This is a genomic window from Burkholderia sp. 9775_39 (assembly GCF_015712225.1).
Classification (GTDB): Bacteria; Pseudomonadota; Gammaproteobacteria; order Burkholderiales; family Burkholderiaceae; genus Burkholderia; species Burkholderia cenocepacia.
On sequence record NZ_JACCQC010000027.1, the window covers coordinates 73422 to 98559 of the forward strand.

General features: G+C 67.0%; 24 protein-coding genes and 1 tRNA gene. 9 read left to right on the forward strand and 16 right to left on the reverse strand.

The genetic code is table 11. The features are described 5' to 3' along the window. Positions 1-10: 10 nt before the first annotated feature. The 8 genes from esaR to def all read right to left on the reverse strand — a co-directional run bounded on the left by esaR (position 11) and on the right by def (position 8566). Entirely contained in the window at positions 11-712 is a 702-nt protein-coding gene (gene esaR / locus H0X90_RS28605) for a response regulator transcription factor EsaR (RefSeq protein ID WP_006495385.1), read from the reverse strand. After that, a complete protein-coding gene (esaS, locus tag H0X90_RS28610; protein ID WP_034178451.1) occupies positions 713-3127 on the reverse strand; it encodes a sensor histidine kinase EsaS in 2415 nt (804 codons plus the stop codon). Next, entirely contained in the window at positions 3117-3707 is a 591-nt protein-coding gene (locus tag H0X90_RS28615) for a DUF4390 domain-containing protein (RefSeq protein WP_006477467.1), read from the reverse strand. Before H0X90_RS28615 ends, esaS begins: the two co-directional genes overlap by 11 nt. Beyond that, entirely contained in the window at positions 3704-5095 is a 1392-nt protein-coding gene (gene rsmB / locus H0X90_RS28620) for a 16S rRNA (cytosine(967)-C(5))-methyltransferase RsmB (RefSeq protein WP_077190232.1), read from the reverse strand. Before rsmB ends, H0X90_RS28615 begins: the two co-directional genes overlap by 4 nt. Positions 5096-5316: 221 nt before the next feature. Continuing rightward, entirely contained in the window at positions 5317-6174 is an 858-nt protein-coding gene (htpX, locus tag H0X90_RS28625) for a zinc metalloprotease HtpX (protein WP_006485774.1), read from the reverse strand. A 99-nt stretch (positions 6175-6273) separates the two neighbouring features. Continuing rightward, positions 6274-6915, reverse strand: coding sequence for a LysE family translocator (locus H0X90_RS28630; protein ID WP_034201221.1), 642 nt, complete (start codon positions 6913-6915; stop codon positions 6274-6276). 120 nt (positions 6916-7035) lie between these two features. Further along, on the reverse strand, positions 7036-8028 hold the full coding sequence (gene fmt, locus H0X90_RS28635; protein WP_077190230.1) for a methionyl-tRNA formyltransferase: 993 nt from the start codon (positions 8026-8028) through the stop codon (positions 7036-7038). Between the two features lie 34 nt (positions 8029-8062). Beyond that, entirely contained in the window at positions 8063-8566 is a 504-nt protein-coding gene (gene def / locus H0X90_RS28640; RefSeq protein ID WP_006485794.1) for a peptide deformylase, read from the reverse strand. Between the two features lie 185 nt (positions 8567-8751). Here def and dprA point away from each other — a divergent pair, with 185 nt between their 5' ends. The 3 genes from dprA (at position 8752) to H0X90_RS28655 (ending at position 13272) form a co-directional block, all read left to right on the forward strand. Beyond that, complete coding sequence (gene dprA, locus H0X90_RS28645) at positions 8752-10065, forward strand: DNA-processing protein DprA (RefSeq protein ID WP_171984166.1); 1314 nt, start codon at positions 8752-8754, stop codon at positions 10063-10065. Positions 10066-10101: 36 nt separating this feature from the next. Next, positions 10102-10482, forward strand: a complete 381-nt coding sequence (locus H0X90_RS28650; protein ID WP_006485786.1) for a thioredoxin family protein — start codon at positions 10102-10104, stop codon at positions 10480-10482. A gap of 192 nt (positions 10483-10674) precedes the next feature. Further along, positions 10675-13272, forward strand: a complete 2598-nt coding sequence (locus H0X90_RS28655; protein ID WP_012492332.1) for a DNA topoisomerase III — start codon at positions 10675-10677, stop codon at positions 13270-13272. Positions 13273-13403: 131 nt separating this feature from the next. Here the strand turns inward: H0X90_RS28655 and H0X90_RS28660 are convergent, their stop codons facing one another. Continuing rightward, entirely contained in the window at positions 13404-14453 is a 1050-nt protein-coding gene (locus H0X90_RS28660; protein WP_006485796.1) for a LysR family transcriptional regulator, read from the reverse strand. A 427-nt stretch (positions 14454-14880) separates the two neighbouring features. Between H0X90_RS28660 and H0X90_RS28665 the strand changes: the two genes are divergently transcribed. Further along, positions 14881-15894, forward strand: a complete 1014-nt coding sequence (locus H0X90_RS28665) for a D-2-hydroxyacid dehydrogenase family protein (protein WP_006485779.1) — start codon at positions 14881-14883, stop codon at positions 15892-15894. A gap of 50 nt (positions 15895-15944) precedes the next feature. Here H0X90_RS28665 and H0X90_RS28670 read toward each other — a convergent pair whose 3' ends face one another. Together H0X90_RS28670 and H0X90_RS28675 are read right to left on the reverse strand one after the other, a co-directional pair. Further along, entirely contained in the window at positions 15945-16811 is an 867-nt protein-coding gene (locus H0X90_RS28670; RefSeq protein WP_006491411.1) for a patatin-like phospholipase family protein, read from the reverse strand. Positions 16812-16819: 8 nt separating this feature from the next. After that, complete coding sequence (locus tag H0X90_RS28675) at positions 16820-17224, reverse strand: PaaI family thioesterase (RefSeq protein WP_034201217.1); 405 nt, start codon at positions 17222-17224, stop codon at positions 16820-16822. A 190-nt stretch (positions 17225-17414) separates the two neighbouring features. Here H0X90_RS28675 and H0X90_RS28680 point away from each other — a divergent pair. The 4 genes from H0X90_RS28680 to H0X90_RS28695 all read left to right on the forward strand — a co-directional run bounded on the left by H0X90_RS28680 (position 17415) and on the right by H0X90_RS28695 (position 20889). Next, positions 17415-17490: transfer RNA gene (locus H0X90_RS28680), tRNA-Lys, on the forward strand. A gap of 384 nt (positions 17491-17874) precedes the next feature. Then, complete coding sequence (locus tag H0X90_RS28685; RefSeq protein ID WP_034201216.1) at positions 17875-18660, forward strand: phytanoyl-CoA dioxygenase family protein; 786 nt, start codon at positions 17875-17877, stop codon at positions 18658-18660. A gap of 4 nt (positions 18661-18664) precedes the next feature. Then, complete coding sequence (locus H0X90_RS28690) at positions 18665-19402, forward strand: bifunctional 2-polyprenyl-6-hydroxyphenol methylase/3-demethylubiquinol 3-O-methyltransferase UbiG (protein WP_034201215.1); 738 nt, start codon at positions 18665-18667, stop codon at positions 19400-19402. A 440-nt stretch (positions 19403-19842) separates the two neighbouring features. Continuing rightward, a complete protein-coding gene (locus tag H0X90_RS28695) occupies positions 19843-20889 on the forward strand; it encodes a DUF3592 domain-containing protein (RefSeq protein WP_077190226.1) in 1047 nt (348 codons plus the stop codon). A 36-nt stretch (positions 20890-20925) separates the two neighbouring features. Here H0X90_RS28695 and H0X90_RS28700 read toward each other — a convergent pair whose 3' ends face one another. Further along, positions 20926-21540, reverse strand: coding sequence for a CGNR zinc finger domain-containing protein (locus H0X90_RS28700; protein WP_077190225.1), 615 nt, complete (start codon positions 21538-21540; stop codon positions 20926-20928). An 82-nt stretch (positions 21541-21622) separates the two neighbouring features. On the opposite strand from H0X90_RS28700, the gene H0X90_RS28705 reads away from it, so the two are divergent. Beyond that, the gene (locus tag H0X90_RS28705) at positions 21623-22438 is read left to right on the forward strand and encodes an alpha/beta fold hydrolase (protein WP_077190224.1); all 816 of its coding nucleotides are present in this window, start codon (positions 21623-21625) and stop codon (positions 22436-22438) included. A 30-nt stretch (positions 22439-22468) separates the two neighbouring features. Here the strand turns inward: H0X90_RS28705 and H0X90_RS28710 are convergent, their stop codons facing one another. The 4 genes from H0X90_RS28710 to H0X90_RS28725 all read right to left on the reverse strand — a co-directional run. Next, entirely contained in the window at positions 22469-23227 is a 759-nt protein-coding gene (locus H0X90_RS28710) for an amino acid ABC transporter ATP-binding protein (RefSeq protein ID WP_006485792.1), read from the reverse strand. Then, positions 23224-23904, reverse strand: a complete 681-nt coding sequence (locus H0X90_RS28715; protein WP_077190223.1) for an amino acid ABC transporter permease — start codon at positions 23902-23904, stop codon at positions 23224-23226. The genes H0X90_RS28710 and H0X90_RS28715 overlap by 4 nt, the downstream gene beginning before the upstream one ends. Before the next feature lie 14 nt (positions 23905-23918). Then, positions 23919-24701, reverse strand: a complete 783-nt coding sequence (locus H0X90_RS28720) for an amino acid ABC transporter substrate-binding protein (protein ID WP_006485790.1) — start codon at positions 24699-24701, stop codon at positions 23919-23921. A gap of 180 nt (positions 24702-24881) precedes the next feature. Continuing rightward, positions 24882-25138: aldehyde dehydrogenase family protein (locus H0X90_RS28725; protein ID WP_141717139.1), on the reverse strand; the 257-nt coding region annotated here is incomplete at its 5' end.

Consider the following 25138-nt stretch of genomic DNA (forward strand, 5'->3'; position numbering starts at 1 on the left):
GCAAAATATTTTACAGCGCGCCTTCGGACGGCTTCTTGCCGAGCTCGACGCCGAGTTGCTTGAGCTTGCGATACAGGTGCGTGCGCTCGAGGCCCGTCTTCTCCGCGACGCGCGTCATGCTGCCGTTCTCGCGCGCGAGGTGATATTCGAAGTACGCGCGCTCGAACGCATCGCGCGCTTCGCGCAACGGGATGTCGAACGGAATCGCGGCCGTCTGGCCCGCGAGGCCGAGCGCCGACGCCATGTCGTCGCCGAGCGTCGGCAGCGCCGCCGCGGACGCGACCGCCGCCGGCCCCGCGGCCTGCCCGCCGCCCGCCTTCGCCGCCGCGTTCGCGGACACCGGCGCCGCGCCGCGGGCGAGACCGTGCTCGACCGACTTCAGCAGCTTCTGCAGCGCGATCGGTTTCTCGAGGAAATCGAGCGCGCCGATCTTGGTCGCCTCGACGGCCGTATCGATCGTCGCGTGCCCGGACATCATGATCACGGGCATCGTCAGCAGCCCCTGCGCCGCCCATTCCTTGAGCAGCGTGACGCCGTCGGTATCGGGCATCCAGATATCGAGCAGCACGAGATCGGGCGCCTGATTCAGCCGGTATTCCCGCGCGGCCTGCGCGTTCTCCGCCGCCTCGACGACATGTCCTTCATCGCTGAGGATCTCCGAGAGCAATTCCCGGATGCCCATTTCATCATCTACCACCAGGATGGTTGCCATTTACGCTGCCTTTGTCTGCTCACTTGCTTTTGTCTTGGCGGGTGTCGTCCCGTCCTGTGCGCCCGGTTCGGCGCCTGGCGTATCGCTCGCCATCTGCAGGAAGAGGATCGACACCTGCGCACCCTCGACGGTCTCGCCGTGCATGCGATTGCGCAGATCGATCCGCGCGCCGTGCTCGTCAACGATTTTCTTGACCGTGGCCAGCCCGAGCCCCGTGCCCTTCGCCTTGGTCGTCACGTAAGGCTCGAACGCACGGGTCAGGATGCGTGCCGGAAAACCGGGCCCGTTGTCGGACACGGTAAGACGTACCGCGACGCGCGTTTTGCCCTCGGCGTCGGGGTCGCCATATTCTACTGTCTTGGTTTCGATCAACACACGCGGATGCGCGGACTCCGCGACCGAATCCTGCGCATTCTGCAGCAGGTTGTGAATCACCTGGCGCAATTGCGTCGCGTCGCCGCGAATCACCGGCAGCGACGGCGCGAGCTCGGCGACGATCGGGCTCTTGCCTTCGCCGACGCCGTACAGCCCGAGCACCTCGCTCGCCAGTTCGTTCAACTGCAGGTTCGCGAGCACCGCCGGCGGCGTGCGCGCGTATTCGCGAAAATCGTCGACCATCCGCTTCATCGCGGCCACCTGGTTCACGATCATCGTCGCGCCGCGCTTGAGCACGTCTGCGTCGGGCGGCGCAAGCTTGTCGGACAGCTTCATCTGCAGCCGCTCGGCCGACAGCTGGATCGGCGTCAGCGGATTCTTGATCTCGTGCGCGAGCCGCCGCGCGACCTCGCCCCACGCGACCGAACGCTGCGCGGAAATCACGTCGGAAATGTCGTCGAACACGACCACGTAGCCGGACGTCTGCGGATCGTCGGCCTGCCCTTCGACCGTCGACACGAGGCGCGTGCCGCGTACGAGCAGCGTCAGCGGATCGGTTTCGCCCGGCACCTCGATCGCGAACTGCTGCTGCCAGTGGCCGCGATCGCCGCTGCCGCCGTCGGACGCCGCCTCGCGATCGGCGAACGCCTTGCGCACCATCGCGCCGAACCCGGCGGCCACGCCGATCCGGTCGAGCGTCGTGCCGATCAGCGTGTTGAACGGCTGCCGGAAGATCCGCTCGGCGCCGCGATTGGCCGTCGTCAGCCGGAACTGGCGATCGAGCACGAACACGCCGGCCGTCAGGTTCGCGAGGATGCTCTCGAGATACGTCTTCGAATGCTCGAGCGCGATGCGGTTCTTCTCGACCGCGAGCCGCGCCTCGGACAACTGGCGCGTCATCGCGTTGAACGACTGCGTGAGGAAGCCGAGCTCGTCGCGCGTCTTGATCTCGCGCTTCGGCGTGTAGTCGCCTTCCGTGATCTCCTTCGTGCCCTGCGCGAGCAGGAACAGCGGCCGTGCGAGCTGCTGGCCGAGCGCGAGCGCGAGCATCATCGCGATGAAGGTCGCGAGGAACAGCGCGAGCGTCAGCGTGCCGATGTACATCTTGCGCAGCCCCGTGCGGCCGAGCGACTTTGCCTGGTACTCGCTGTACGCGCGCTGCACGGCGTCCGCGTTGTGCGCGAGCGTCGGCGGCACCGGCTGCGTGAGCTGCAGGAACCGCTCCGCCGGCTGCAACAGCGACGTCGTCGCGTCGGGAATCGGTCGCACGACGCGCAGCCGCAGCGCGCCCTTCGCGCCGTGTGCGCGCGGGTCGCCGTCGACTTCGCCTTCGATCGCCGCATACGCGCCGTGTTCGCGCGCCTGGCTCAACATCAGCGGCGTCGGCAGGTCGTCCGGAATCAGCGCCGCGAAATTGCCCGACGCCTGCGCGACGATGTGCAGGTCGGGCGCGGCGCCCGAGCCGCCGCGGCTCGGCTCGACGATCGTCGCGTCCTGCACGCCGAACTGGTCGCGCAGCCGCAGCAGCGTGAGCGTCGTGCCGTTCGTGTTCGCATCGACGCTCGCGAGCTGGTCGGACATCAGCCGCGCCTTCGTCTGCAGATCGGACAGCGACGCATCGAGCATCCCGCGGCCGAGGTTCAGGCCGGCCGTCAGCGCCGTCTCGACGTTCACGTCGAACCACGACTCGATACTGCGCGACACGAACTGGTACGACACGATGTAGATGATCCCGCCCGGCACCACGCCGACGAGCGCGAAGAACACCGCGAGCTTCGCGAGCAGCCGTGTGCCGAACTTGCCCTTCCTCAGGCGCACGACGATCATCCCGATCAGCCCGAGCACCACGAGCAGGAACACGAGCGCGACGACGATGTTCGTCGCGTACAGCCACGAGTAGTAGCGATCGAAGAATTCGGTGTTCGCGCTCGCGGCCGCCAGCAGCACGAGCAGCAGCAGCGCGGTCAGCGCGACGGTCGAGACGATCACGCGGACGAGGAGGCTCTTCCCGCTGGCCGCGCGGCGTACTTTATTTAGCACGTTCGGTCACCGTGAAGTTGAAGCGCTTCCAGTCCGACCCGAGCGTCCAGTCGCGATTGTTTACCGCGTCGACCTGGAACGGCTTCGGCATCAGCGCCGTATCGAGCTGCATCCGCACCGACGCCGTGTAGGTTTCGCCGGCACGCACCTGGTTACGGTCGATCACGTGCCACGACGTGATGTGGCGGACCACCGCGAGCGCATCCTTCAGCGACGGGAAGCCGAGCTGCAGGCCGCCCGTCGACACGCGGTACTCGCGCGTGAGCGGCTGGAACGACAGGCGGATCGTCTGCGTGACCGCTACCGGCTGCTCGTCGAACCAGTACCAGCGCGCGCGGCTCAGCTCGAAGTCGGTCGTGAAGTAAAGCGGGATGCCCTTGTTGACGGCATCCTCGAGGTTCGGATTCAGCTCGAAGTCGAACCGTGCGTCGAGGCTCCAGCCGCTTCCGTCGGACTGGAGCGACGCGCGTTGCACGGCGATCGATTCGGCATGCGCCGGCCGCACGACGGCCAGGCACAGCGTCAACGCGACCAGCAAGACGGCCGCGAGCCGAAAGGGAAAAAGGTGTTTGATCGTCACCGTTTCTGAAACCGCGCGTAGAAAAATCCGTCGTGATCGGTGTTCTGGTCGAGTGCGCCGGCGGCCGCCCGTCCCTGCACGCCGCCCGGCAGCAGTTGGCCGGGGGCGTCCAATCGTACCGCATCTTCACAGGCCGCTTCAAACCAGCGGGCCTGCCCTTCGCCTTCTTCGGGGAAGATCGAACAGGTCACGTAAAGCAGTTCGCCGCCCGGCTTCACGAGCGGCCACAGCGCCGACAGGATGCGACGCTGCTCCGCGACCAGCGCCGGGATGTCGGCCTCGCGGCGCAGCCAGCGGATGTCGGGGTGCCGCCGCACGATGCCGGACGCCGAGCACGGCACGTCGGCCAGGATGCGATCGAACGGACGCCCGTCGTACCACGCGTCCGGCGCGCCCGCGTCGCCGACGCACACGTTCGCCGCGAGCGACAGGCGCACGAGATTCTCGCCGATGCGCGCCGCGCGCGTCGCGTCGCTTTCGAGCGCCACGACTTCCGCGTCGGCGAGTTCGAGAATATGGCCGGTCTTGCCGCCGGGCGCCGCGCACGCGTCGAGCACGCGCATGCCGTCGCCCGCGCCGAGCCATTCGGCCGCGAGCTGCGCGCCGGCGTCCTGCACCGACACTACGCCGTCGGCGAAGCCCGGAATGCGGTCGACCGGCAGCGCCGACGCGAGCCGCACCGCATGCCGGCCGATCGCGACCGCTTCGATTCCGCTCGCACGCAGCGTGTCGAGATACGCATCGACGTTCGCGCGACGCGCGTTCACGCGCAGCGTCAGCGGCCCCTGGCGCTCGCCGGCCGCGAGGATCGCCTGCCACGCGTCGGGCCATGCGCGCTTCACCGCATCGACCCACCACGCACGGTAGTTCCAGCACGCAACCGGATCGTCCTGCATCGCCGCGACGAGTGCGTCGCGCTCGCGCAGGAAACGGCGCAGCACCGCGTTGACCATCCCCTTCGCGAACGCGAATTCGCGCCGCGCACCGATGACGGTGACGGCCTGGTCGACCACCGTGAACGCCGGGTACGCAGCTTCGTCAGGCGGGTCGAGCAGCAGCGCGAACGCGCCGGCGAGCACCGCGTGCACGTGCGCGGGCGGCGCCTTGCTGACGAACTTGCCGATCAGCCAGTCCGCGCTGCCCAGGCGACGCATCGTCCGGTAGGCGACGTCCTGCGTCGCGCCGCGTGCGAGCGCCTGCGCGCCGGACGGCATCTGCGCGAATACCGTCGACAGTGCCGCCGGCAACGCGGTGCCGCGTCGCACCGCATCGACCGCCTGCGCGGCCGCGTCGAGCGCGAAGCCGAGCGAATCGGGCGCCAGGTGCAGCGCAGCCAGGCGCGCCGGGCGGCCAGAAGAAGTCGGAGCGGAAGAACGGGGTCGTGTCATCGGTACGGAATCGGCAAGCAGGCGCGGCAAACAAATGCGGCAAACGGCGGGATCGCAGTCGCCGGATGGCCCGGCGATCCCAAACCGCGCATTGTAGCGTGCGACCATGCTGCCCCTTTGGCCCCTTTACGGCGAGCGCAAATGAAACACCCCGCAGCACGGCGCATGCGGGGTGGCAAGGGGGGCCTCCGCGCGACATCAGCCGCGCGGTACACCGGAGGTCAATCGAAGCGGCCGGTGCGCGCCATCTCCATCAGGCGCGCGATGCGTTCCTCGGTGGCCGGGTGCGTCGAGAACAGGTTCTGCAGGCCGCCGCCGTGCAGCGGGTTCATGATCATCATCTGCGCGGTGGCCGGATGGGCCTCGGCCGCCTGGAACGGAATGCCCGCCGCATAGCGATGAATCTTGTCGAGCGCGGTGGCGAGCGACTGCGGATCGCCGGAAATCTGCGCGCCGCCGCGGTCGGCCTCGAACTCGCGGGCCCGCGAAATCGCCATCTGGATCAGGGCGCCCGCGATCGGCGCGAGCAGCGCGACCGCGATACCCGCGATCGGATTGGCCGGCCGGCCGTTCTCGTCGCGCCCGCCGAAGAACATCGCGAAATTCGCGAGTGCCGAGATCGCACCCGCCATCGTCGCGGTGATCGTCGAGATCAGGATGTCGCGGTGCTTCACGTGCGCGAGCTCGTGCGCCATCACCCCGCGCATCTCGCGCTCCGACAGCACGCGCAGGATACCCGTCGTCGCGGCGACCGCCGCGTGCTCGGGGTTGCGCCCCGTCGCGAACGCGTTCGGCGCATCCTCGTTGATCAGGTAGACGCGCGGCATCGGCAGGTTCGCGCGCGTGGCCAGCTCGCGCACCATCCGGTAGAACTGCGGCGCCGTGTTCTCGTCGACTTCCTGCGCGTTGTACATGCGCAGCACCATCTTGTCCGAGAACCAGTACGAGAAGAAATTCATGCCGAGCGCGAACAGCAGCGCGATCGTCATGCCGCGCGAGCCGCCGATCATCCCGCCGATCACGATGAACAGGGCCGTGATCGCGGCCATCAGCATCGCCGTTTTGACCCAATTGAACATACCCACTCCTTATCCGTCAGGGGACCGCCGCGCATCACAGGGCGCGGCGGAAAATTGTAAGCGATTTGTTAGATAAGGTCTTGCCGGAAAAATTCAATCTCAGCGTTGCGACGTTGCAAGACGAAGTCCGAGGCCGACGAACGCGCTGCCGACCGTGCGGTCGAGCCACTTCTTGACGCCCGGCTTGCCGGAAAAGCGCTGTGTGACGCTGCCCGCCACCCACGCGACCAGGCTCGTCCAGACCGTGCTCATCGCGACGAACACCGCGCCGAGGGTCAGGAACGCCCATGCCTTGTGCGGACTGTCGGCCGAGACGAATTGCGGGAAGAACGACACGAAGAACAGCACGACCTTCGGATTCAGCACGTTGGTCCAGAAGCCCTGCATGAACAGCTGGCGCAGCGGCTTGGCGGCCGCGGCCTGCGCGGCTGCGGCGCCCGACGGCGCGGCGGCCTGCTTCGCGATGATCATCCGCACGCCGAGATAGATCAGGTAGGCGGCGCCGACCAGCTTGATCACCGTGAACGCGGTGGCCGACGCGGCCAGCAGCGCGGTCAGGCCGAACGCGCAGGCGAGCGCGTGAACGCAGCAGCCGGCCGAAATGCCGAACGCCGACATCAGCCCCGCGCCGCGCCCCTGCGCGACGCTGCGGCCGACGATGTAGGCCGTATCAGGGCCGGGCGTAATGTTCAGCAGGAAAACCGCGAACACGAAGAAGCCGAAATGGGTGATGCCGAACATGAAAACCTCGAAACCGGAGAGCGCAGGGAAATTCTACGCGCGCCTGCCGCACCGCGCGACTCGGCCGTCCGGCCAGTTGCGCCGGGCCGGCAGACCGGGTCGAATGGCGCTCAGGCCGTGTCAATCGACGTCGGGCAGCGCGAACCGCTGGCCCGCGGCGAGCGGCGAACCGGCGAGGAATTCGCGCGCGGGCAGCCGCTTGCCGCCCGGCTTCTGCAGCTGAGTGACGCGCAGCGCGCCGCTGCCGCATGCGACCACCACGCCTTCCGGCGCGGCTTCGACGATCGTGCCGGGCGCCGCGTTAGTCATCGTGCCGCGCGCCGCCACGGGCTCGGCCGCCCACAGCTTGATGGCCGCGCCGTCGAGCGTCGCGACGCCGCCCGGGAACGGATCGAATGCACGCACCTGGCGCGCGAGTACGTCGGCCGGCTTGCGCCAGTCGAGCGCCGCTTCGTGCTTGCCGATCTTTTCCGCGTAGGTCACGCCGTCGGCGGGCTGCGGCGTCGCCGGCAGCGTGCCGTCGCGCTCGAGCCGCACGAGCGCGTCGACGATCAGCCGCGCGCCGTCGGCGGCGAGGCGGTCGTGCAGCGTCGCGGTCGTATCGTCGGGCGCGATCGCGATGCGCGCCTCCTCGATCATCGCGCCGGTGTCGAGGCCGACGTCCATCTGCATCAGCGTGACGCCCGTCTCGGCGTCGCCGGCCTCGATCGCCCGATGGATCGGCGCGGCGCCGCGCCAGCGCGGCAGCAGCGACGCGTGGATGTTGATGCAGCCCGCGCGCGGGATGTCGAGCACCTCCTGCGGCAGCAGCAGGCCGTACGCGGCCACCACCATCACGTCGTGCGGCGTCGTGCGCAGCAGTTCGATCGCGTCGGCCGCCTCCGCCGGGTACTTGCCGGCGCGACGCAGCGACGGCGGTTGCGCGACGGTCATCCCGTGCTCGACGGCGTAGCGCTTCACGGCACTGGCCTGGAGTTTCATCCCGCGGCCGGCCGGGCGATCGGGCTGGGTAAGCACGAGCGGCACCGGGAAACCGGCCTCGTGGATCGCGGCAAGGGCAGCCGCGGCGAATTCCGGCGTGCCGGCAAAAATCACGCGCAACGTATGGGTCATGACAGCGTTCGGGGTCGGGCTGGGTGCATGCGCATCACATCGCGCGTTCGAGTTTCTTCATCTTCGTCTTGATGCGCGTCTGCTTGAGCGGCGACAGGTATTCGACGAACACGCGGCCCATCAGGTGATCCATCTCGTGCTGGACGCACACGGCGAGCAGGCCCTCGCAGTCGAGCTCGAACGTCTCGCCCTGCTCGTTGAGCGCACGCACGCGCACGTGGTCGGGACGCTCGACTTCGTCGTAGATGCCGGGCACCGAAAGGCAGCCTTCTTCATAAGTCTGCTTCGCGTCGCTCGACCACACGATTTCCGGGTTGATGAACGCGCGCAGCTCGTTCTTCTCCTCGGAGACGTCGATCACGATCACGCGCTCGTGCACGTCGACCTGCGTAGCCGCCAGGCCGATGCCGGGCGCCGCGTACATGGTCTCGGCCATGTCGGCGACGAGCTTGCGGATCCGGTCGTCGACCTTGTCGACGGGCTTCGCGACCTTGTGCAGCCGCTTGTCGGGGTAATGAAGAATATTGAGCAAAGCCATGGTGTTCGGTATTCGGTGGAGCGGCGTGCCGCATCGGCCATCCGGCCGGCTGGCGCCGCCGCCGGGATGCAATGAAGATGAGGCGGATGCGTGGCATATCAATGCCGCGGATCGCGCCTCCTGCAATCGGCCGGGCGTCTGCGCGCACGGCCCTGTCGAGTATTTCGGATGATGAAAATTTTATCATGGCGCCACGCGCTTCGCTGGCCGCCGCATTCGAGGGCCGCCTCATGTCGCCGCAAGCGCTGACGCCCGCCGCGCTGCGCGCATGGCTGCAGTTCGCGCATGCGCCCGGCCTCTCGCCTGCCGTGCTGCAACTGCTGCTCGCGGCATTCGGCTCGCCGGAGGCGTTGCTGCGCGCGTCCGACGAGGCGATCGCCACCGTGAGCAGCCCCGCCGCCGCGCAGGCCGTGCGCATGAGCGAGCGCGACGATCTCGATACGCGCACCGCCGCCGCGCTTGCGTGGCTCGACGGGCCGGGCAACGTGCTCGTCACGCTGAGCGATCCGGCCTACCCGCCGCGGCTGCGCGACCTGCACGATCCGCCGCCGCTGCTATATGTAAAGGGAGGGCTCGAGCTGCTGCACGCACGCGGCCTCGCCGTGGTCGGCAGTCGCCATGCGACGCCGCAAGGGCTCGCCGACGCCACGCAGTTCGCCCGCACGTTGTCCGACGCGGGCCTCACGATCGTCTCCGGCCTGGCGCTCGGGATCGACGGCGCCGCGCACCGTGGCGGGCTCGACGGCCGGTCGGGCACCGTCGCGGTGATCGCGACGGGCGCCGATCTCGTCTATCCGGCGCGGCACCGCGCGCTCGCCCACGAGATCGCCGCACGCGGCGCGATCGTGTCGGAATGGCCGCTCGGCACGCCGGCCCGCGCCGCGCATTTCCCGCAGCGCAACCGGCTGATCGCCGCGCTCGCGATCGGCGCGCTCGTCGTCGAGGCCGCCCCGCGCTCGGGCTCGCTGATCACCGCGCGGCTCGCGAACGAATTGGGGCGCGACGTGTTCGCGATACCCGGTTCGATCCACGCCCCGCTCGCGCAGGGCTGCCACGCGCTGATCCGCGACGGCGCGAAGCTCACCGCGGCGCCGCTCGACGTGCTCGAGGAATACGGGCTGGGCGAACCGGCGGCGCGCGCAACGAGCGGCGCAATGCGAGCCGGCAATCAGGGCTCGAACACCGACGCGCTCCGCGAACCTGAAACTGCCGGCATCGCGCAGGCGAATCGCACGGCGGCGACCACCGCACCGGCCTCAATCAAAGCCGCTCCACCAGGCAATCCGTCGGAACGAGCGGTGCTCGCCGCCCTGGGATACGGCCCCGTGACATACGAATGGCTGGCCGAACACAGCGGCCTGTCCGACGACGTGCTGCATGGCGCGCTGCTCGCGCTGGAACTGGCCGGCCGCGTCGCGAGCGTCGCCGGCGGCCGCTTCGCGCGGCTTGACGCAGCGCCCACCCCCTCCACGCGGGGCGTGCTACATTCCCCGGCATAGGGGCGGCCCGGCCGCCGACGCTACCCAAGGAATGCCATGCCCGCGCTGAATCTCGACACCGATGCCGATCGGATCGCCGAGCGCCTCGCCGATCCCGGCACGTTGCTGGTCGCCTGCCTGTGCGCCGAGTGGTGCGGCACGTGCCGCGACTACCGGACCGCCTTCGACCAGCTCGCCGACGCGCATCCGGACGCCTGCTTCGCCTGGATCGACATCGAAACCCACGCCGACCGGCTCGACGATCTCGACGTCGAGAACTTCCCGACCATCCTGATCGAGGATGCCCACACCGCGCGCTTCTTCGGCACGGTGCTGCCGCACGCGGCGATCGTCGAGCGCATGCTGTCCGACCTGAGCGCGGTGCCAGGTGCGCCGCACGCACCGAAATTGCGCGACGTCCTGAACGTCGAAGCCTGAATTCGCGGCCGGCCCGGCGGTTTTGCGCCCGTTTGCGCCCGCCGCCGCGTCGGACGCTTGCCGCCGTTGCGGCCCCCCTCTATGATGAGCCGCTTTTTACACGCCGAGCCGCCGTCGCTGCGGCGTGTGCTATAAAGCGGTCGTAAAAGGGACCCACAACCGGCGAACCCGGTCTACCAACACACACCTGTCATGTCCAAAGCACTGATCATTGCGGAAAAGCCTTCTGTCGCGAACGACATCGCACGCGCTTTGGGCGGCTTTACCAAGCATGACGAGTATTACGAGAGCGACGATTTCGTCCTTTCGTCCGCTGTCGGCCACCTGCTGGAAATCGCCGCCCCGGAAGAGTACGAGGTCAAGCGCGGGAAATGGAGCTTCGCGCATCTGCCCGTCATTCCCCCGCATTTCGACCTGAACCCGATCGCAAAAAGCGAGTCGCGCCTCAAGGTGCTCACGAAGCTGATGAAGCGCAAGGACGTCGACCGCCTGATCAACGCATGTGACGCGGGGCGCGAAGGCGAGCTGATTTTCCGCCTGATCGCGCAGCACGCGAAGGCCAAGCAGCCGGTCCAGCGCCTGTGGCTGCAATCGATGACGCCGCAGGCGATCCGCGACGGTTTCGCGAACCTGCGCAGCGACTCCGACATGCAGCCGCTCGCCGACGCCGCACGCTGCCGCTCGGAAGCCGACTGGCTCGTCGGGATCAACGGCACCCGCGCGATGACCGCGTTCAACAGCAAGGGCGGCGGCTTCTTCCTGACCACCGTCGGTCGCGTTCAGACGCCAACGTTGTCGATCGTCGTCGAACGCGAAGAGAAAATCCGCCGCTTCATCCCGCGCGACTACTGGGAAGTGAAAGCCGAATTCGCGTGCGCGGGCGGCTTCTACGAAGGCAAGTGGTTCGACCCGAAATTCAAGCGCGACGAATTCGATCCGGAAAAGCGCGACTCCCGCCTGTGGAGCCTGCCGGCCGCCGAAACGATCGTCGCCGCCTGCCGCGACCAGGTCGGCACGGTGTCCGAGGAATCGAAGCCGTCGACGCAGCTGTCGCCGCTGCTGTTCGACCTGACGAGCCTGCAGCGCGAGGCGAACAGCCGCTTCGGCTTCTCCGCGAAGAACACGCTCGGCCTCGCCCAGGCGCTGTATGAAAAGCACAAGGTGCTGACCTACCCGCGTACCGACGCGCGCGCGCTGCCGGAAGACTACCTGTCGACGGTCCAGTCCACGCTCGAGATGCTCAAGGAGAGCCACAACTACCTGCCGCATGCCAAGCAGGTGCTCGACAAGGGCTGGGTGAAGCCGAACAAACGGATCTTCGACAACTCGAAGATCAGCGATCACTTTGCCATCATCCCGACGCTGCAGGCGCCGAAGTCGCTGTCCGAGCCGGAGCAGAAGCTGTACGACATGGTCGTGAAGCGCTTCCTCGCGGTGTTCTTCCCGGCCGCCGAATTCCGCGTGACGACGCGCATCACCGAAGTCGCCGGCCATCACTTCAAGACCGAAGGCAAGGTGCTCGTCGAACCGGGCTGGCTGCAGGTGTACGGCCGCGACGCCGAAGGCGCGGACGCGAACCTCGTGCCGGTGCAGAAGGACGAGAAGGTGAAAACGGACGAAATCGCCGCCGTCGCGCTCGTGACCAAGCCGCCCGCACGCTACTCGGAAGCGACGCTGCTGTCCGCGATGGAAGGCGCCGGCAAGCTGGTCGAGGACGACGAGTTGCGCGAGGCGATGGCCGCGAAAGGTCTCGGCACGCCGGCGACGCGCGCGGCGATCATCGAAGGCCTGCTCGGCGAGAAGTACCTGCTGCGCGAGGGCCGCGAACTGATCCCGACCGCGAAGGCATTCCAGCTGATGACGCTGCTGCGCGGCCTCGGCGTGAAGGAACTCACCGCGCCCGAGCTCACCGGCGAATGGGAATACAAGCTGTCGCAGATGGAGCGCGGCAATCTCGGCCGCGACGCGTTCATGCAGGAAATCGCCCGCATGACGCAGCAGATCGTCAAGCGCGCGAAGGAATACGATTCCGACACGATCCCCGGCGACTACGCAACGCTCGAGACGCCGTGCCCGAACTGCGGCGGCCAGGTGAAGGAAAACTACCGCCGCTTCGCGTGCACGAAGTGCGACTTCTCGATCTCGAAGATCCCGGGCAGCCGGCAGTTCGAGATTCCGGAAGTCGAGGAGCTGCTGCAGAAGAAGGAAATCGGGCCGCTGTCCGGGTTCCGCAGCAAGATGGGGCGCCCGTTCTCGGCGATCCTCAAGCTGTCCTTCGACGACGAGACGAAGAACTACAAGCTCGAGTTCGATTTCGGCCAGGACCAGGGCGGCGAGGAAGGCGAAGCGCCCGACTTCTCCGCGCAGGAACCGGTCGGCGCGTGCCCGAAGTGCAAGGGCCGCGTGTTCGAGCACGGGATGAGCTATGTGTGCGAGCACTCGGTCGCGAACCCGAAGACCTGCGACTTCCGCTCGGGCAAGGTGATCCTGCAACAGGAAATCACGCGCGAGCAGATGGGCAAGCTGCTGGCCGACGGCCGCACGGATCTGCTGCCGAACTTCAAGTCGTCGCGCACCGGCCGCAACTTCAAGGCGTTCCTCGTGAAGCAGCCGGACGGCAAGATCGGTTTCGAGTTCGAGAAGAAGGAGCCGAAAGCCGCCGCCGCGAAGAAGACGGCCAAATCGGCGACGAAGGACGCCGAAACCGTGACGGAAGGCGCCGAGGAGAAACCGGCACCGGCTCGCAAGACCGCCGCCCGCAAAACCACGGCGCGCAAGACGGGTTCGTGACGGCCCGGCCGCCGGGCGGCGCGTCCGGCGCGTCCGGCGCCAGCACGCAGCCATAAAAAAACGCGGATCGAACGATCCGCGTTTTTTCTTTGTGCCGGCAGGGGCGCTGCCGGGCCTGGGCCGCCGAGCCGTTACAGCGGCGACGGCACCGCCACGCGCGTGCGCGGCGAACGCGCCAGACGCGGCTGCAGGTTCGGATCGGTCGATTCGGGCTGCTCGGCACGCATCTCGACGCCGATCGGCGGCAGCGTCGCGCCCTGCGCGGCCCACTGTTCGCCCATCATCGCGTCGGTCGAATGGCTGAAATGCTCGACGAGATGGTCGATGAACGTGCGCACCTTCGCCGGCAGATGGCGCCGGCTCGGGTAGGCAATGTTGATCTCGACCTGCGGCAGCCGGAAATCCGGCAGCAGCCGCACGAGCGCGCCGCGCGCGATGTCGCTGCCGATCAGGTAGCTCGGCAGGATCGCGACCCCCATCCCGAGCAACGCGAACTGGCGCAGCATCGCGGTGTTGTTCGCGACGATCACGTTGGTCGGGCGCACGCGCACTTCGCCGTCCGGCCCCGTGAACACGCGCTCGTCGCCCCAGTATTCGGTCGGCAGGCTCAGCGCCGGATGCTCGGCGAGCTGTTCCGGATGCGTCGGCACGCCGTGCTTCTCCAGATAGCTCGGCGTCGCGCACACGGTCATGCAGCCGGTGGTCAGGCGCCGCGTGACGATGCTCGCGCTGCGCATCTGGCGCGTGACGACGATGCCGACGTCGAAGCCTTCCTCGACGAGATCGACCTGCCGGTCGACCAGCGTGAGATCCGGCACCACCTTCGGGAAATTCTCCGTGTACGACTGCAGCACGGGCGCGAGGTTGTGCAGGCCGAACACGACCGGCGCAACGATGCGCAGCGTGCCGACCGGCTCGTGATTGCGTGCGACGACCATCTGCTCGACATCCTCGAGCTCGTCGAGGATCTGGCGGGCACGCTCCAGATAGACCTGACCCGACTCCGTCAGGGAGAGGCTGCGCGTGGTGCGGTTAAGCAAACGCGTGCCGAGCCGGCCTTCCAGATCGGCGACGTGGCGCGTCGCGACCGCGTTGGAGATATCCATTGCGCTCGCGGCCCGCGCGAAACTGCCGAGATCTGCAACCTTGACGAACACGCGCATCGACTGCAAATGATCCATAAACGACTCCTGCCGCTGTTACAACTTCAAAAAGATGAAGCAAATGCGTAATTCTCCTACGACAGCGGAAATGATGCAGAGTTGCTCAACAAGGGGCCGGTTGACGATAAAAATAGTCAAAAATCCTCGCCTTCCGCGGATAGTTGATCCAATTATTCTGCTTGGAGCAACAATTGGGTGAACCTCGTCGAGGAAGTGGCCGAATCAGGAAGGACCTATTTGATGCGACACAACAGCGCACCCCGTCGCACGGCGCAGGAGCGGCGCCGGGTGTGGCCGGCGCCGATTGCGGCGGAGCGTAACAACCTGTTAAAAAGACACCACGAAGGCGGCCGACGTTGCATCATGTCGGCCCCGGCCGGGCGGGACGGGCGCGCAACGTGCGCCACCGCCACGGCCGCTTTCAACGCGCGACACCCCGTTCACCATGAAAATTGCCATCCTCGACGACTACCAGGACGCCGTCCGCAAGCTGAACTGCTTCGAGATGCTCGCCGGCCACGACGTAAAGGTCTTCAACAATACGGTGCGCGGCCTGGGACAGCTCGCCAGCCGCCTGGCGGAAGTCGAGGCGCTCGTGCTGATTCGTGAACGGACCCCGATTACCTCGCAGCTGCTGTCGAAGCTGCCGAACCTGCGCATGATCAGCCAGACCGGCCGCGTGTCGAGCCACATCGATCTCGACGCGTGTACCGACCGCGGCATCGCGGTGCTCGAAGGCACCGGTTCGCCCGTCGCGCCGGCCGAGCTGACCTGGGCGCTCGTGATGGCCGCCCAGCGCCGCATTCCGCAATACGTCGCGAACCTGAAGCAAGGCGCGTGGCAGCAGTCGGGCCTGAAGACGTCGGCGCTGCCGCCGAACTTCGGCCTCGGCCAGGTGCTGCGCGGCCAGACGCTCGGCATCTGGGGCTACGGGAAGATCGGCCGGCTCGTCGCCGGTTACGGCAAGGCGTTCGGGATGAACGTGCTGGTGTGGGGCCGCGAGCATTCGCTCGAAGCCGCACGCGCCGACGGCTACACGGCCGCCGACAGCCGCGAAGCGCTGTTCGAGCAGAGCGACGTGCTGTCGCTGCACCTGCGCCTGCATGACGACACGCGCGGCATCGTGAAGCAGGAAGACCTGATGCGGATGAAGCCGACGTCGCTGCTCGTCAACACGAGCCGCGCCGAGCTGCTCGAGGAAAACGCGCTCGTCAACGCGCTGTCGCACAACCGTCCGGGGATGGTCGCGATCGACGTGTTCGAAAGCGAGCCGATCCTGCAGGGCTACAGCCTGCTGCGGATGGAAAACGTGATCTGCACGCCGCACATCGGCTACGTCGAACGCGAAAGCTACGAACTGTATTTCAGCGCCGCATTCCGCAACATTCTCGCGTTCGACGACGGCGACATGTCGAGCGTCGCCAACCCGGAAGCGCTGACGCCGATCCGCAAGCGCTGATCGCACGGGCCGCGCGCGCCGCGCGGCCCCACCGTTTCATTCCCCGCTCGTCAGGCGGCCACGCGGCCGCCCGTCATCGCGCCGACGCGCGCAAGGAAGTGCTCGCCGTCGCGCCGTCCGAGATCGTACGCATGCCGCATCTGCGACGGGCTCGTGTAGTCCCAGCTAGAAATCGGTACCTTGCTCGACGGCTGCACGTACAGCCGCCGCTGGTCGCCATGCGCGACCGTGAACATCTGCGGACGCGGGTACAGCCGGGTGACGAGCACCAGCACGTCGCCCGGCGACGGATCGAGCGCATCGACCGGCACGTTGTCGACCATCCCGCCGTCGAGCACCGGCCGGCCGCCACGCCGCAGCACCGGCGTGAACGGCGGCGTGCAGGACGACTGCAGGATCAGGTCGGCGAGCTCGTCGACTTGCGTGCAGGCCTGCGCCCGCACGAATTCGGGCCGGAAACCGAGCGTGCGCCCGAGCGTCGGGTGCAGCGTCTTGCGCACGTACTTCTCGATGTTGTATGCGACGAGGCCGGCCGCGACGGCGCTGCGCGCGCCGAGCCAGCGCGGCACGTGGGACACGCCGATGCGGATCTCCGGCGCCGTGGCGAGCTTCGCGAACGGCTCGCCGTAAATGTCGAGCAGCGCCTGACGATAGATCCGGTAATGCGGAAACACGGGCTCGCGCCCGAACAGGTTGCCCCAGTACGCATTCTTCCGGTTGTGGCGCAGCGCTTCTTCGTAATAGCGCATCACCCACGCGGCGTCGCGTGTATACAGCATGCAGGCGGTGGCCGCGCCGGCCGAGATGCCGGTGATCACGCGCGGGCGCAGGTCGAGGGCCGGCCGCGCGACGTCCCAGAAGCCGGCCTGCCACCAGCAGCGATTGCCGCCGCCCGCGAATACGATCTGGTCGAACATCGCGCCGCTCAGCTGACGAGCGCGTAGGTCGACGTCGCGTGAACGGCCATCTTGCCGTCCTCGTCGAACAGCTCGACTTCGCCGAACACGAGGTTGCGGCCCATCCGCAGCACGCGCGCGGTGACGAGCACGTCGCCCTTGCGCACGGGACGCATGAAGTTCGTGTTCAGCGACACCGTCGTCATCGGCCGGAATTCGCCGAGCGCGGACGAGATCGCGACCACCATCGCGGTGTCGGCGGCCGCCGTGAACACCTGGCCGCAGATGATGCCGCCCGAATGGCGGAACTCGCCGGAAAACGGCAGGCGCAGCGTGACGCTGTCATCGCCGATCGACACGGGGACCAGACCCAGCGAGCGGACCCACGGGGCCAGCAGGCGATCCAGCAATTCGCGGACTGCGTTTTCGTCCATCTTCGGATGTCCAGAAAACGTTGCGCGACCGCCGCGCAACGCGTGTGGCGTCATCATACCGGGAGCGCGCAAACTGCGATCGCTCGTTACCGCGCTGACAGCCGCGGTTGTCTTGACGAAATATTTTCAGGAAATTTGCACAAAGGGCTTGCCATGTCCTGAAAACCCCGGCATAATCTTTCTTCTGTTGGGGGCGTTAGCTCAGTTGGTAGAGCAGCGGACTCTTAATCCGTAGGTCGAGTGTTCGAGTCACTCACGCCCCACCAAGCATTTTGAAGCCCGGTTAGCGCAAGCTGGCCGGGCTTTTTGCTTTGTTCCGGTGAGGGTCGATTGCCTTGGCTTGAACCGCAGACATCTGGCCGACGCGCTCCTTCCAACCAGCCGAATCCCCCCGGCAACAGCCTTGTCTTTCATCGATTGGACTCGCGACGGATCGGAATCGCACTGATTTCCGTGCTTATGCCGATGAAATGCGCCAATTGCTCAAACTGATGTGGTGTTCCACCTCATCTCCGCGCTTTGAGACTCGGCATCTCCCCAGATAATTGGCCAGATGCCGCTATCTGCCCGAACCAGGCGCACCTTCATCGCCGATGCGTACACAGCGGGGGCAAAGCGGTGAAACACGCTCCATCGCAATGAAATCACCCATGAACCAGTTTGCCAGCCGCCATCAGGTTGAACTCGAAACCCAAGGGTGGACGCTCGTGCCGGACATCGTCACCCCCGCCCTGGTCGACGAGCTCAACGCCGCGCTCGTCCCGTCGCTGGCGCGGCGCGACGCGATCCGGATACGCAACGGCCTGATGGACAACTGCAATGGGACCGCGCACCATGTGCTGGCGGATGCCCCTTGCTACGTCGATCTGCTCGCGAATTTCGAAAAACTCGACTCGCTGCTGATCGAATTTTTCGGCGGCAAGTACATCCTGAATTCGTACGGCGGGTTCATCAACGATACGGATCTGTCGACTTACGCGCATCACACGCACCGCGACATTCGCTTTCATTCGACGGCGAAGCGCTTCATGCTCAATACCCTCGTCATGCTGGACGACTTCACTGTCGAAAACGGCGCAACCCTCATTCTGTCCGGTTCGCAAAATCAACCGGAGAAACCCGCCGACGACACTTTCCGCGCGCATGCCGACCCGATCACCGGGCGCTGCGGCGCGGTTCTGCTATTCGACTCGCGCATCTGGCACGCGGCGGGAACGAACCGGACAGCGTTTCCCAGGCGCGCACTGACATTGACCTTCACCTGCCCGTTCTTCAAACAGCAACTCGACTATCCGCGGCTGTTCGGCTATGCCAACGCCGCCGACTGCAGCGACTATCTGCGGCAGGTAATCGGATTCAACGCACGGACTCCAGCCTCCCTTGACGAGTATTACCGCCCGGTAGAGCAGCGCTTTTACCAACGTGGACAGGACTGACATCGTGACCAGAGACTACAACGCGGAAGCGAAAGACCATCCAGAGCATCGTTACGCATACGATTTCGACTATCTGATGCATGAATACATGCTCAAGACTTTTGCGCCGTACTACTTGACTGGCAACGCGCTGGAACTCGGCTGCTTCGAAGGAAACTTCACGCAACGACTCCTGCGCCGTTTCGCGTCTGTCGAAGTAGTCGAGGCGTCATCGGACTGCATTGCGGTCGCTTCGGAAAAGGTGCGGGGCGAGGCCAAGTTCCATCACTCGACGTTCGAGACGTTCGAACCGACATACGGCTACGACAACATCTTCCTGATCCATACGCTCGAGCATCTCGACGACGCCGTCGACGTGCTGGGCCGCATCCGCGGTTGGCTGACCGAACGTGGCCGCCTATTCCTCGCCACGCCGAACGCGCACGCCGCGTCGCGACAGATCGCGGTCAACATGGGTTTGATCGAGCATGCGGCAGCAGTAACGCCGGCCGAAGCCGCGCACGGTCATCGCAAGACCTATTCGCTCGACACACTGCGTGCCGAAGCGCGTGCGGCCAAGCTGCAGATCGTCGACCACGGCGGAATCATCTTCAAGGGCCTCGCCAACTTCCAGATCGATGCAGCGCTCAAGGCTGGCATCATCTCGCGGGCGTATATCGACGGCTGCTATGAACTCGGCCGCGTGTATCCCGACCTGTGTTCGAGCATCTACGTGGTCGCCGAACGCGGCTCGACCGACTGAGGCCGCGGCTCCCGGCTGACGACGGCCGGGTCCCGCCCCACTCGCGCGAGTCCGCGCTCGATCGCCACGCATCGACCGCATCGCGCGCCTGCCCGTTGGCGCCTACCGGCTCGGGCGCTGAATCCGCATCCCCGCGGCGAAATAACGTGCAATTGAACATCCGGGTTTGGCTCAATGCGCGAGCCGGCGGCAACGCAAACCGGAATCCCTGGCACATTACCCCCCTGATGGCAGAGAATCGCCAGGGCGCGTTGCCGCAGCACGCCGTTTCGTTTTGTGCGATGTGTCCCTTGAGCCGCCCGATTCCGACGCGCACACCATCTGCCCGAATCTCAGTACGCAACCCCACGCCCGTCATCCATCGTTTCCGCTAGAATCGTCCGACAAATATCACACGACCGGCGCAGGGTTCGTCGTTTGCCCGCCGGCACTGAGAGAACATGGGACGTCAGACATGGAAGCATGTGAACGAGACGCGACCATTCAGAGGGCATGGTTGCGCCGATATCGGCCCGTCCGTCGCGATGGGCTGTGCATCCGGACACACCCGACTCCGCACGGCGCACGAACCGGATCGCGTCATGCCCGGTAAGGACGCGCTGCTCGCACTGATGATCGGCGTCGTCCTGTTCGTGCTGGCCGGCGTGTTCGCCATCACGGCCGGCCGGGAACCGGGCAATCTGGTCCGCGCGCCGGGGACGGTCGTGCGCATCGTCCAGGACAGCGACGCGATGCACGCGTACCGGCCGATCGTCGCGTACCTCGCGAACGACGGCCAGCGCCGCGAAGTCGCCGGCAATACCGCGTCGACGGTCCCCGCCTACGACATCGGCGAAAACGTCGACGTCCTGCTCGACCCCGATCACCCCGAACGCCCCGCGCTGATCGACGATTTCACGCAACGCTGGTTTCCGGCGGCCGTGCCGGCGCTGCTCGCCGTCGCGTCGTTCGCGATCGGCGGCCTGCTGATTGCCCGCGAGCGTCGCCACCGGCAATCGGACCCGGCGCCGCGCCGCGTCGTGCACACGCCGGCACGGCGTCGCTGGGATGTCGCGATCGTGCTGATTCCGATCGCGATCGGCACGGGCTTCCTCGCCGGCGCCGGCGCGGCCGGCCTGCGTCAGTGGCAGATCGTCCATCACTATGCGCGCTCGACCGGCCATGTGGTCGAGATCGCGAAAAACGGGCGGTCGTCACGGTCGCGCACGTCACTGTATTCGGCCGTCGTCGCGTTCACGACCGACAGCGGGCGGCTGATCACGTTCGCTCAGGGCTCGGCGTCGTCGCACCCGGGCCTGCACGAAGGCGACGCGGTCAACGTGCTGTACGACCCCGTCACGCCCGAGCGTGCGCTCGTCGACCGCTTCTGGGATCGCTGGGGCCTGACGGCCATCCTGTTCGCGATCGGTGCGCCGTTCCTGGCGGCCGGGCTGTTCGTCGCCGCGACGCTATGGCCCGACCATCGGCCCCACGGCACTGCTCAATGACGCACGCGCGGCGCGGCCACCGCCGCAGCGCGCGTGTCACCGCTCCCTGAACGCCTCCACCTTCGCGCGGTTCCCGCACGTGCGCATGTCGCACCACCGTCGCCCGACGCCGCGGCCGCGATCGACGAAGAACCACGTACACCGGCCGCACTGCCGCACCCGCGCGAAATCGTCGCTGCGCATCAGATCTTCGAAACCGAGCGCGATCGCATCGACCCAGCGCGACGCGGCCCGCGCATCGGGCCGCCACGCGAAGCGGCCGCCGACCGCATCGAATGCGCTGCGCCCGATCGCGTCGCGGATCGCCACCGCGAGCCGCTCCGCCGCGCGCGCGCCCGCGCTGCCGCCACCTTCGGCCGTCAGATGTGCGATCGCGACGTACGCGTCTTCGCGAAAGCGGCGCAGCGCCGCGAGTTCGTCGGGGCCGTCCTGCCGCGGATGACGTAGCAGCCGCGCCAGATCGTCCGGCGCCGGCACCCCCGCTTTCCCGGCCCACGCGCGCACGGCCGGCCAGTCGACGAGCTTGTCCTCGGCGCGCGTCTTGCCCGTGTCGGCCACCGTGTTGAGGAAGTCGAGCGCCGGATGGCCGCCGACGAAATCGGCCGCGCGCCATTCGTGCCGGGGTTGCACCGGGTCGGATCGAGTAACCATTTATTTTCACCTATTCGGTTTCACATCCGGACAATCCGGCGTAACCTGTTAACAACCAAAACAGGTTAGCACGGAGAAGCCGATGCTCGAACTCCCGAACCGCTTCAATTTCGAAGGCCACCGGATTGCATGGGGCACGCTCGGCGAAGGGCCGCCGCTCGTGCTGGTGCACGGCACGCCGTTTTCGTCGCAGGTATGGCGCCGGATCGCGCCGTGGCTCGCGCGGCGCCATCGCGTGTATTTCTACGACCTGCTCGGCTACGGGCAGTCCGACATGCCGGACGCGGACGTGTCGCTGGGTCGCCAGAACGGGCTGTTCGGCGCGCTGCTGAATGAATGGAAACTCGCGCGGCCGCGCGTGCTCGCGCATGACTACGGCGGCGCAACCGCACTGCGCGCGCACTTTCTCGACGGCGTCGCATATGCGGATCTCACGCTGGTGAACCCGGTCGCGATCGCGCCGCAAGGCTCGCCGTTCGTCCGTCACGTCGCGCAGCACGAAGCCGCGTTCGCCGGCCTGCCCGCGTACGCGCATCACGCGCTTCTGTCGGCCTATCTCGGCAATGCGGTCGCGCGCCCGCTGAGCGACGACGCGCTGTCGATCTACCGTGCACCGTGGCTCACGCCGGCCGGCCAGGCCGCGTTCTATCGGCAGATCGCGCAGATGCGCCAGCGCTACATCGAGGAAGCGGAGGCCCGCTACGCGCCGCCGGACTTTCCGGTGCGCATCGTGTGGGGCGAGGACGACGCGTGGATTCCGCTCGAGCAAGGGCAGGCGCTCGCCGATCGCATCGCGAACGGCCAGCTGATCCGGGTGCCGCACGCGGGCCATCTGGTTCAGGAAGATGCGCCCGAAGCGATCGTCGCCGCGGTGCTCGACGGATACGCGCCGGGCTGAGCATCACCCAAGCGCGTGTTACGTGTCGCGTCAGAACGCCGGCACGCCTTGCGCGAGCGTCGCGACGAACTTCGCGGTGCGCGGGTCGCGCGGCCGGCCGAACAGGTCGCGCGATGCGCCGGCTTCGACGATGCGGCCATCGGCGAGAAACACCGCATCGTGCGCGATCGACGCGGCCAGGCGCAGGTCGTGCGTGGCCATCAGCATCGTCGTGCCTTCACGCGCGAGCTGGCGCAGCACCTCGACCACTTCGACGGACAGCTCCGGATCGAGCGCCGACGTCGGCTCGTCGCACAGCAGCACCTGCGGCGACGGCGCGAGCGCCCGCGCGATCGCCACGCGCTGCTGCTGGCCGCCCGACAGCGTGGCCGGCCATGCGTCGGCCTTGTCCGCGATGCCGACCTTGTCGAGCAGCGCGAGCGCGCGCTCCCGGGCCCGCTCGCGCGGCCAGCGCTGCACGGTCACGAGCCCCTCCATCACGTTCTGCACGACGCTCAGGTGCGGAAACAACTGGAAGTTCTGGAACACCATGCCGGTCTGCTTGCGCACCGCGAACACCGCGTCGCGCGACGGCCGGCGCGCCGGCACGAAGTCGATGCGCGCGTCACCGACGACCAGCGCACCCGCCTCCGGCACTTCGAGCAGGTTCACGCAGCGCAGCAGCGTGCTCTTGCCGCTGCCGGACGGCCCGATCAGCGCGGTCACGCTGCCCGGCTGCAACGCGAGGTCGATTCCGCTCAGCACGCGATGCGCGCCGAACGACTTGTCGATGCGTTCGAGGCGGATCATCGCAACTCCGCGTGGAACAGCGCGTGCCGGCCGAAGCGGGTTTCGAGGCGACGTTGCAGCGTGGACAGCACCGAGCTGAACAGCAGATAGATCAGCGCGGCTTCGGTATAGAGAATCAGCGGCTCGTAGGTCACGGCCGCGATGCGTTGCGCGGCCTGGAAGATCTCGGGCACCGTCAGCACGGCCGCGAGCGACGTGTCCTTCACGAGCGAGATGAACGAGTTCGACAGCGCGGGCAGCGCGACGCGCGCGGCCTGCGGCAGGATCGCGCGGCGCAGCGCCTGCGCGCGCGTCATCGACATCGAGTACGCGGCCTCCCACTGCCCTTTCGGCATCGATTCGATCACGCCGCGAATCACTTCCGCGTTGTACGCGCCGACGTTCAGCGAGAAACCGATCACGGCGGCCGTCAGCGGATCGAGCACGATGCCGACGTTCGGCAATCCATAGAAGATCACGAACAGTTGCACGAGCAGCGGCGAGCCGCGAAACAGCCAGATATAGAACCGCACGACGGCCTGCGCCCAGCGCGGCCCGAACAGCCGCGTGAGCGCCACGCCGAACGCAAGCAATAAACCGATCGCGAACGACGCGAGCGTGAGCGGAACCGTGAACACGAGCCCTGCAACGAGCAGGGGCCGCAGCGATTCCGCCATCAGGTGCAGCCAGGCCGGCATCGTTCAGCCTCGCGTCACGGCTGCGACACGTCGCGGCCGAAGTACTTCTGCGAGATCTTCGCGTAGGTGCCGTCCGCCTTGATGTCCGCGAGCGCCTTGTCGATCGCGGCCACCAGCGCCGGGCTGCCCTTGCGCAGCAGCACGCCGGACGCGTCGCCCGCGCCGGTCTGGTCGGTCGCCGCGATCTTCAGTTTCGCGTCGGGCTTGTGCTTGCGGAAATCGAGGTACGACAGCGAATCGTTGATCGTCGCATCGACGCGCCCCGACGTCAGCAGGTCGATCGATTCGTTGAAGCCCTGCACGGGCACCACGTCGGCGCCATGCGCGGCCGCGAGCTTGCCGAAATTGCTGGTCAGCGTGTTCGCGGATTTCTTGCCCTTCAGATCGTCGAACGAGCGGATCGTCGTGTTGTCCGCGCGCACGATCAGCACCGCGTGCGACGTGATGTACGGCGTCGAGAAATCGTATTTCGCCTTGCGCGCATCGGTGATCGACACTTCGTTGACGACCGCGTCGTAGCGGTTCACGTCGAGGCCCGCGATCAGCCCGTCCCATTTGCCTTCGACGAACTGCGGCTTCACGCCGAGGCGCTGCGCGATCGCGGTCGCGATGTCGACGTCGAAGCCGGTCAGCTTGCCCGTCTCGTCGTGGTACGTGAACGGCGCGTAGGTGCCTTCGGTGCCGACGCGGAACACGCCGGCCGACTTGATCTGCGACAGGTCGTCGGCAGCCAGCGCACTGGTGGCCGCGGTGGCCTGCAGCAGCGCGACGACCAGGAGAGAGCGGAGGAATTTCATGGTGCGGACCCCGAATGATTGGAGAGAATCATCCCGCCGGCATGCGTACGCCGTTCGAGAGGTCCGCGAATTCTACCGACGCGTCGAGGCGCGGCAAAAACGCAAATCGGCTAACGATATGAGCCGATCGAATAACGCCCGCACCGGCCGCCAGGCCGGCGCGGGCGTCTTACACACCGCTTACCAGGGCAGCGAATACGTCTTCGTATTCGTGAAGCTCTTCATCGCCTCCTGCACGCCCTCCTTGTAGCCGAGCCCCGAATCCTTCACGCCGCCGAACGGCGTCAGTTCGAGCCGATAGCCGGGCACCTCGCGCACGTTCACGCTGCCGACTTCCAGCTCGGTGATGAAGCGCGTGATGTGGTCGAAGCGGTTCGTGCACACCGACGACGACAGCGCGTAGTCGGTGCTGTTCGACATCCGGATCGCCTCGTCGA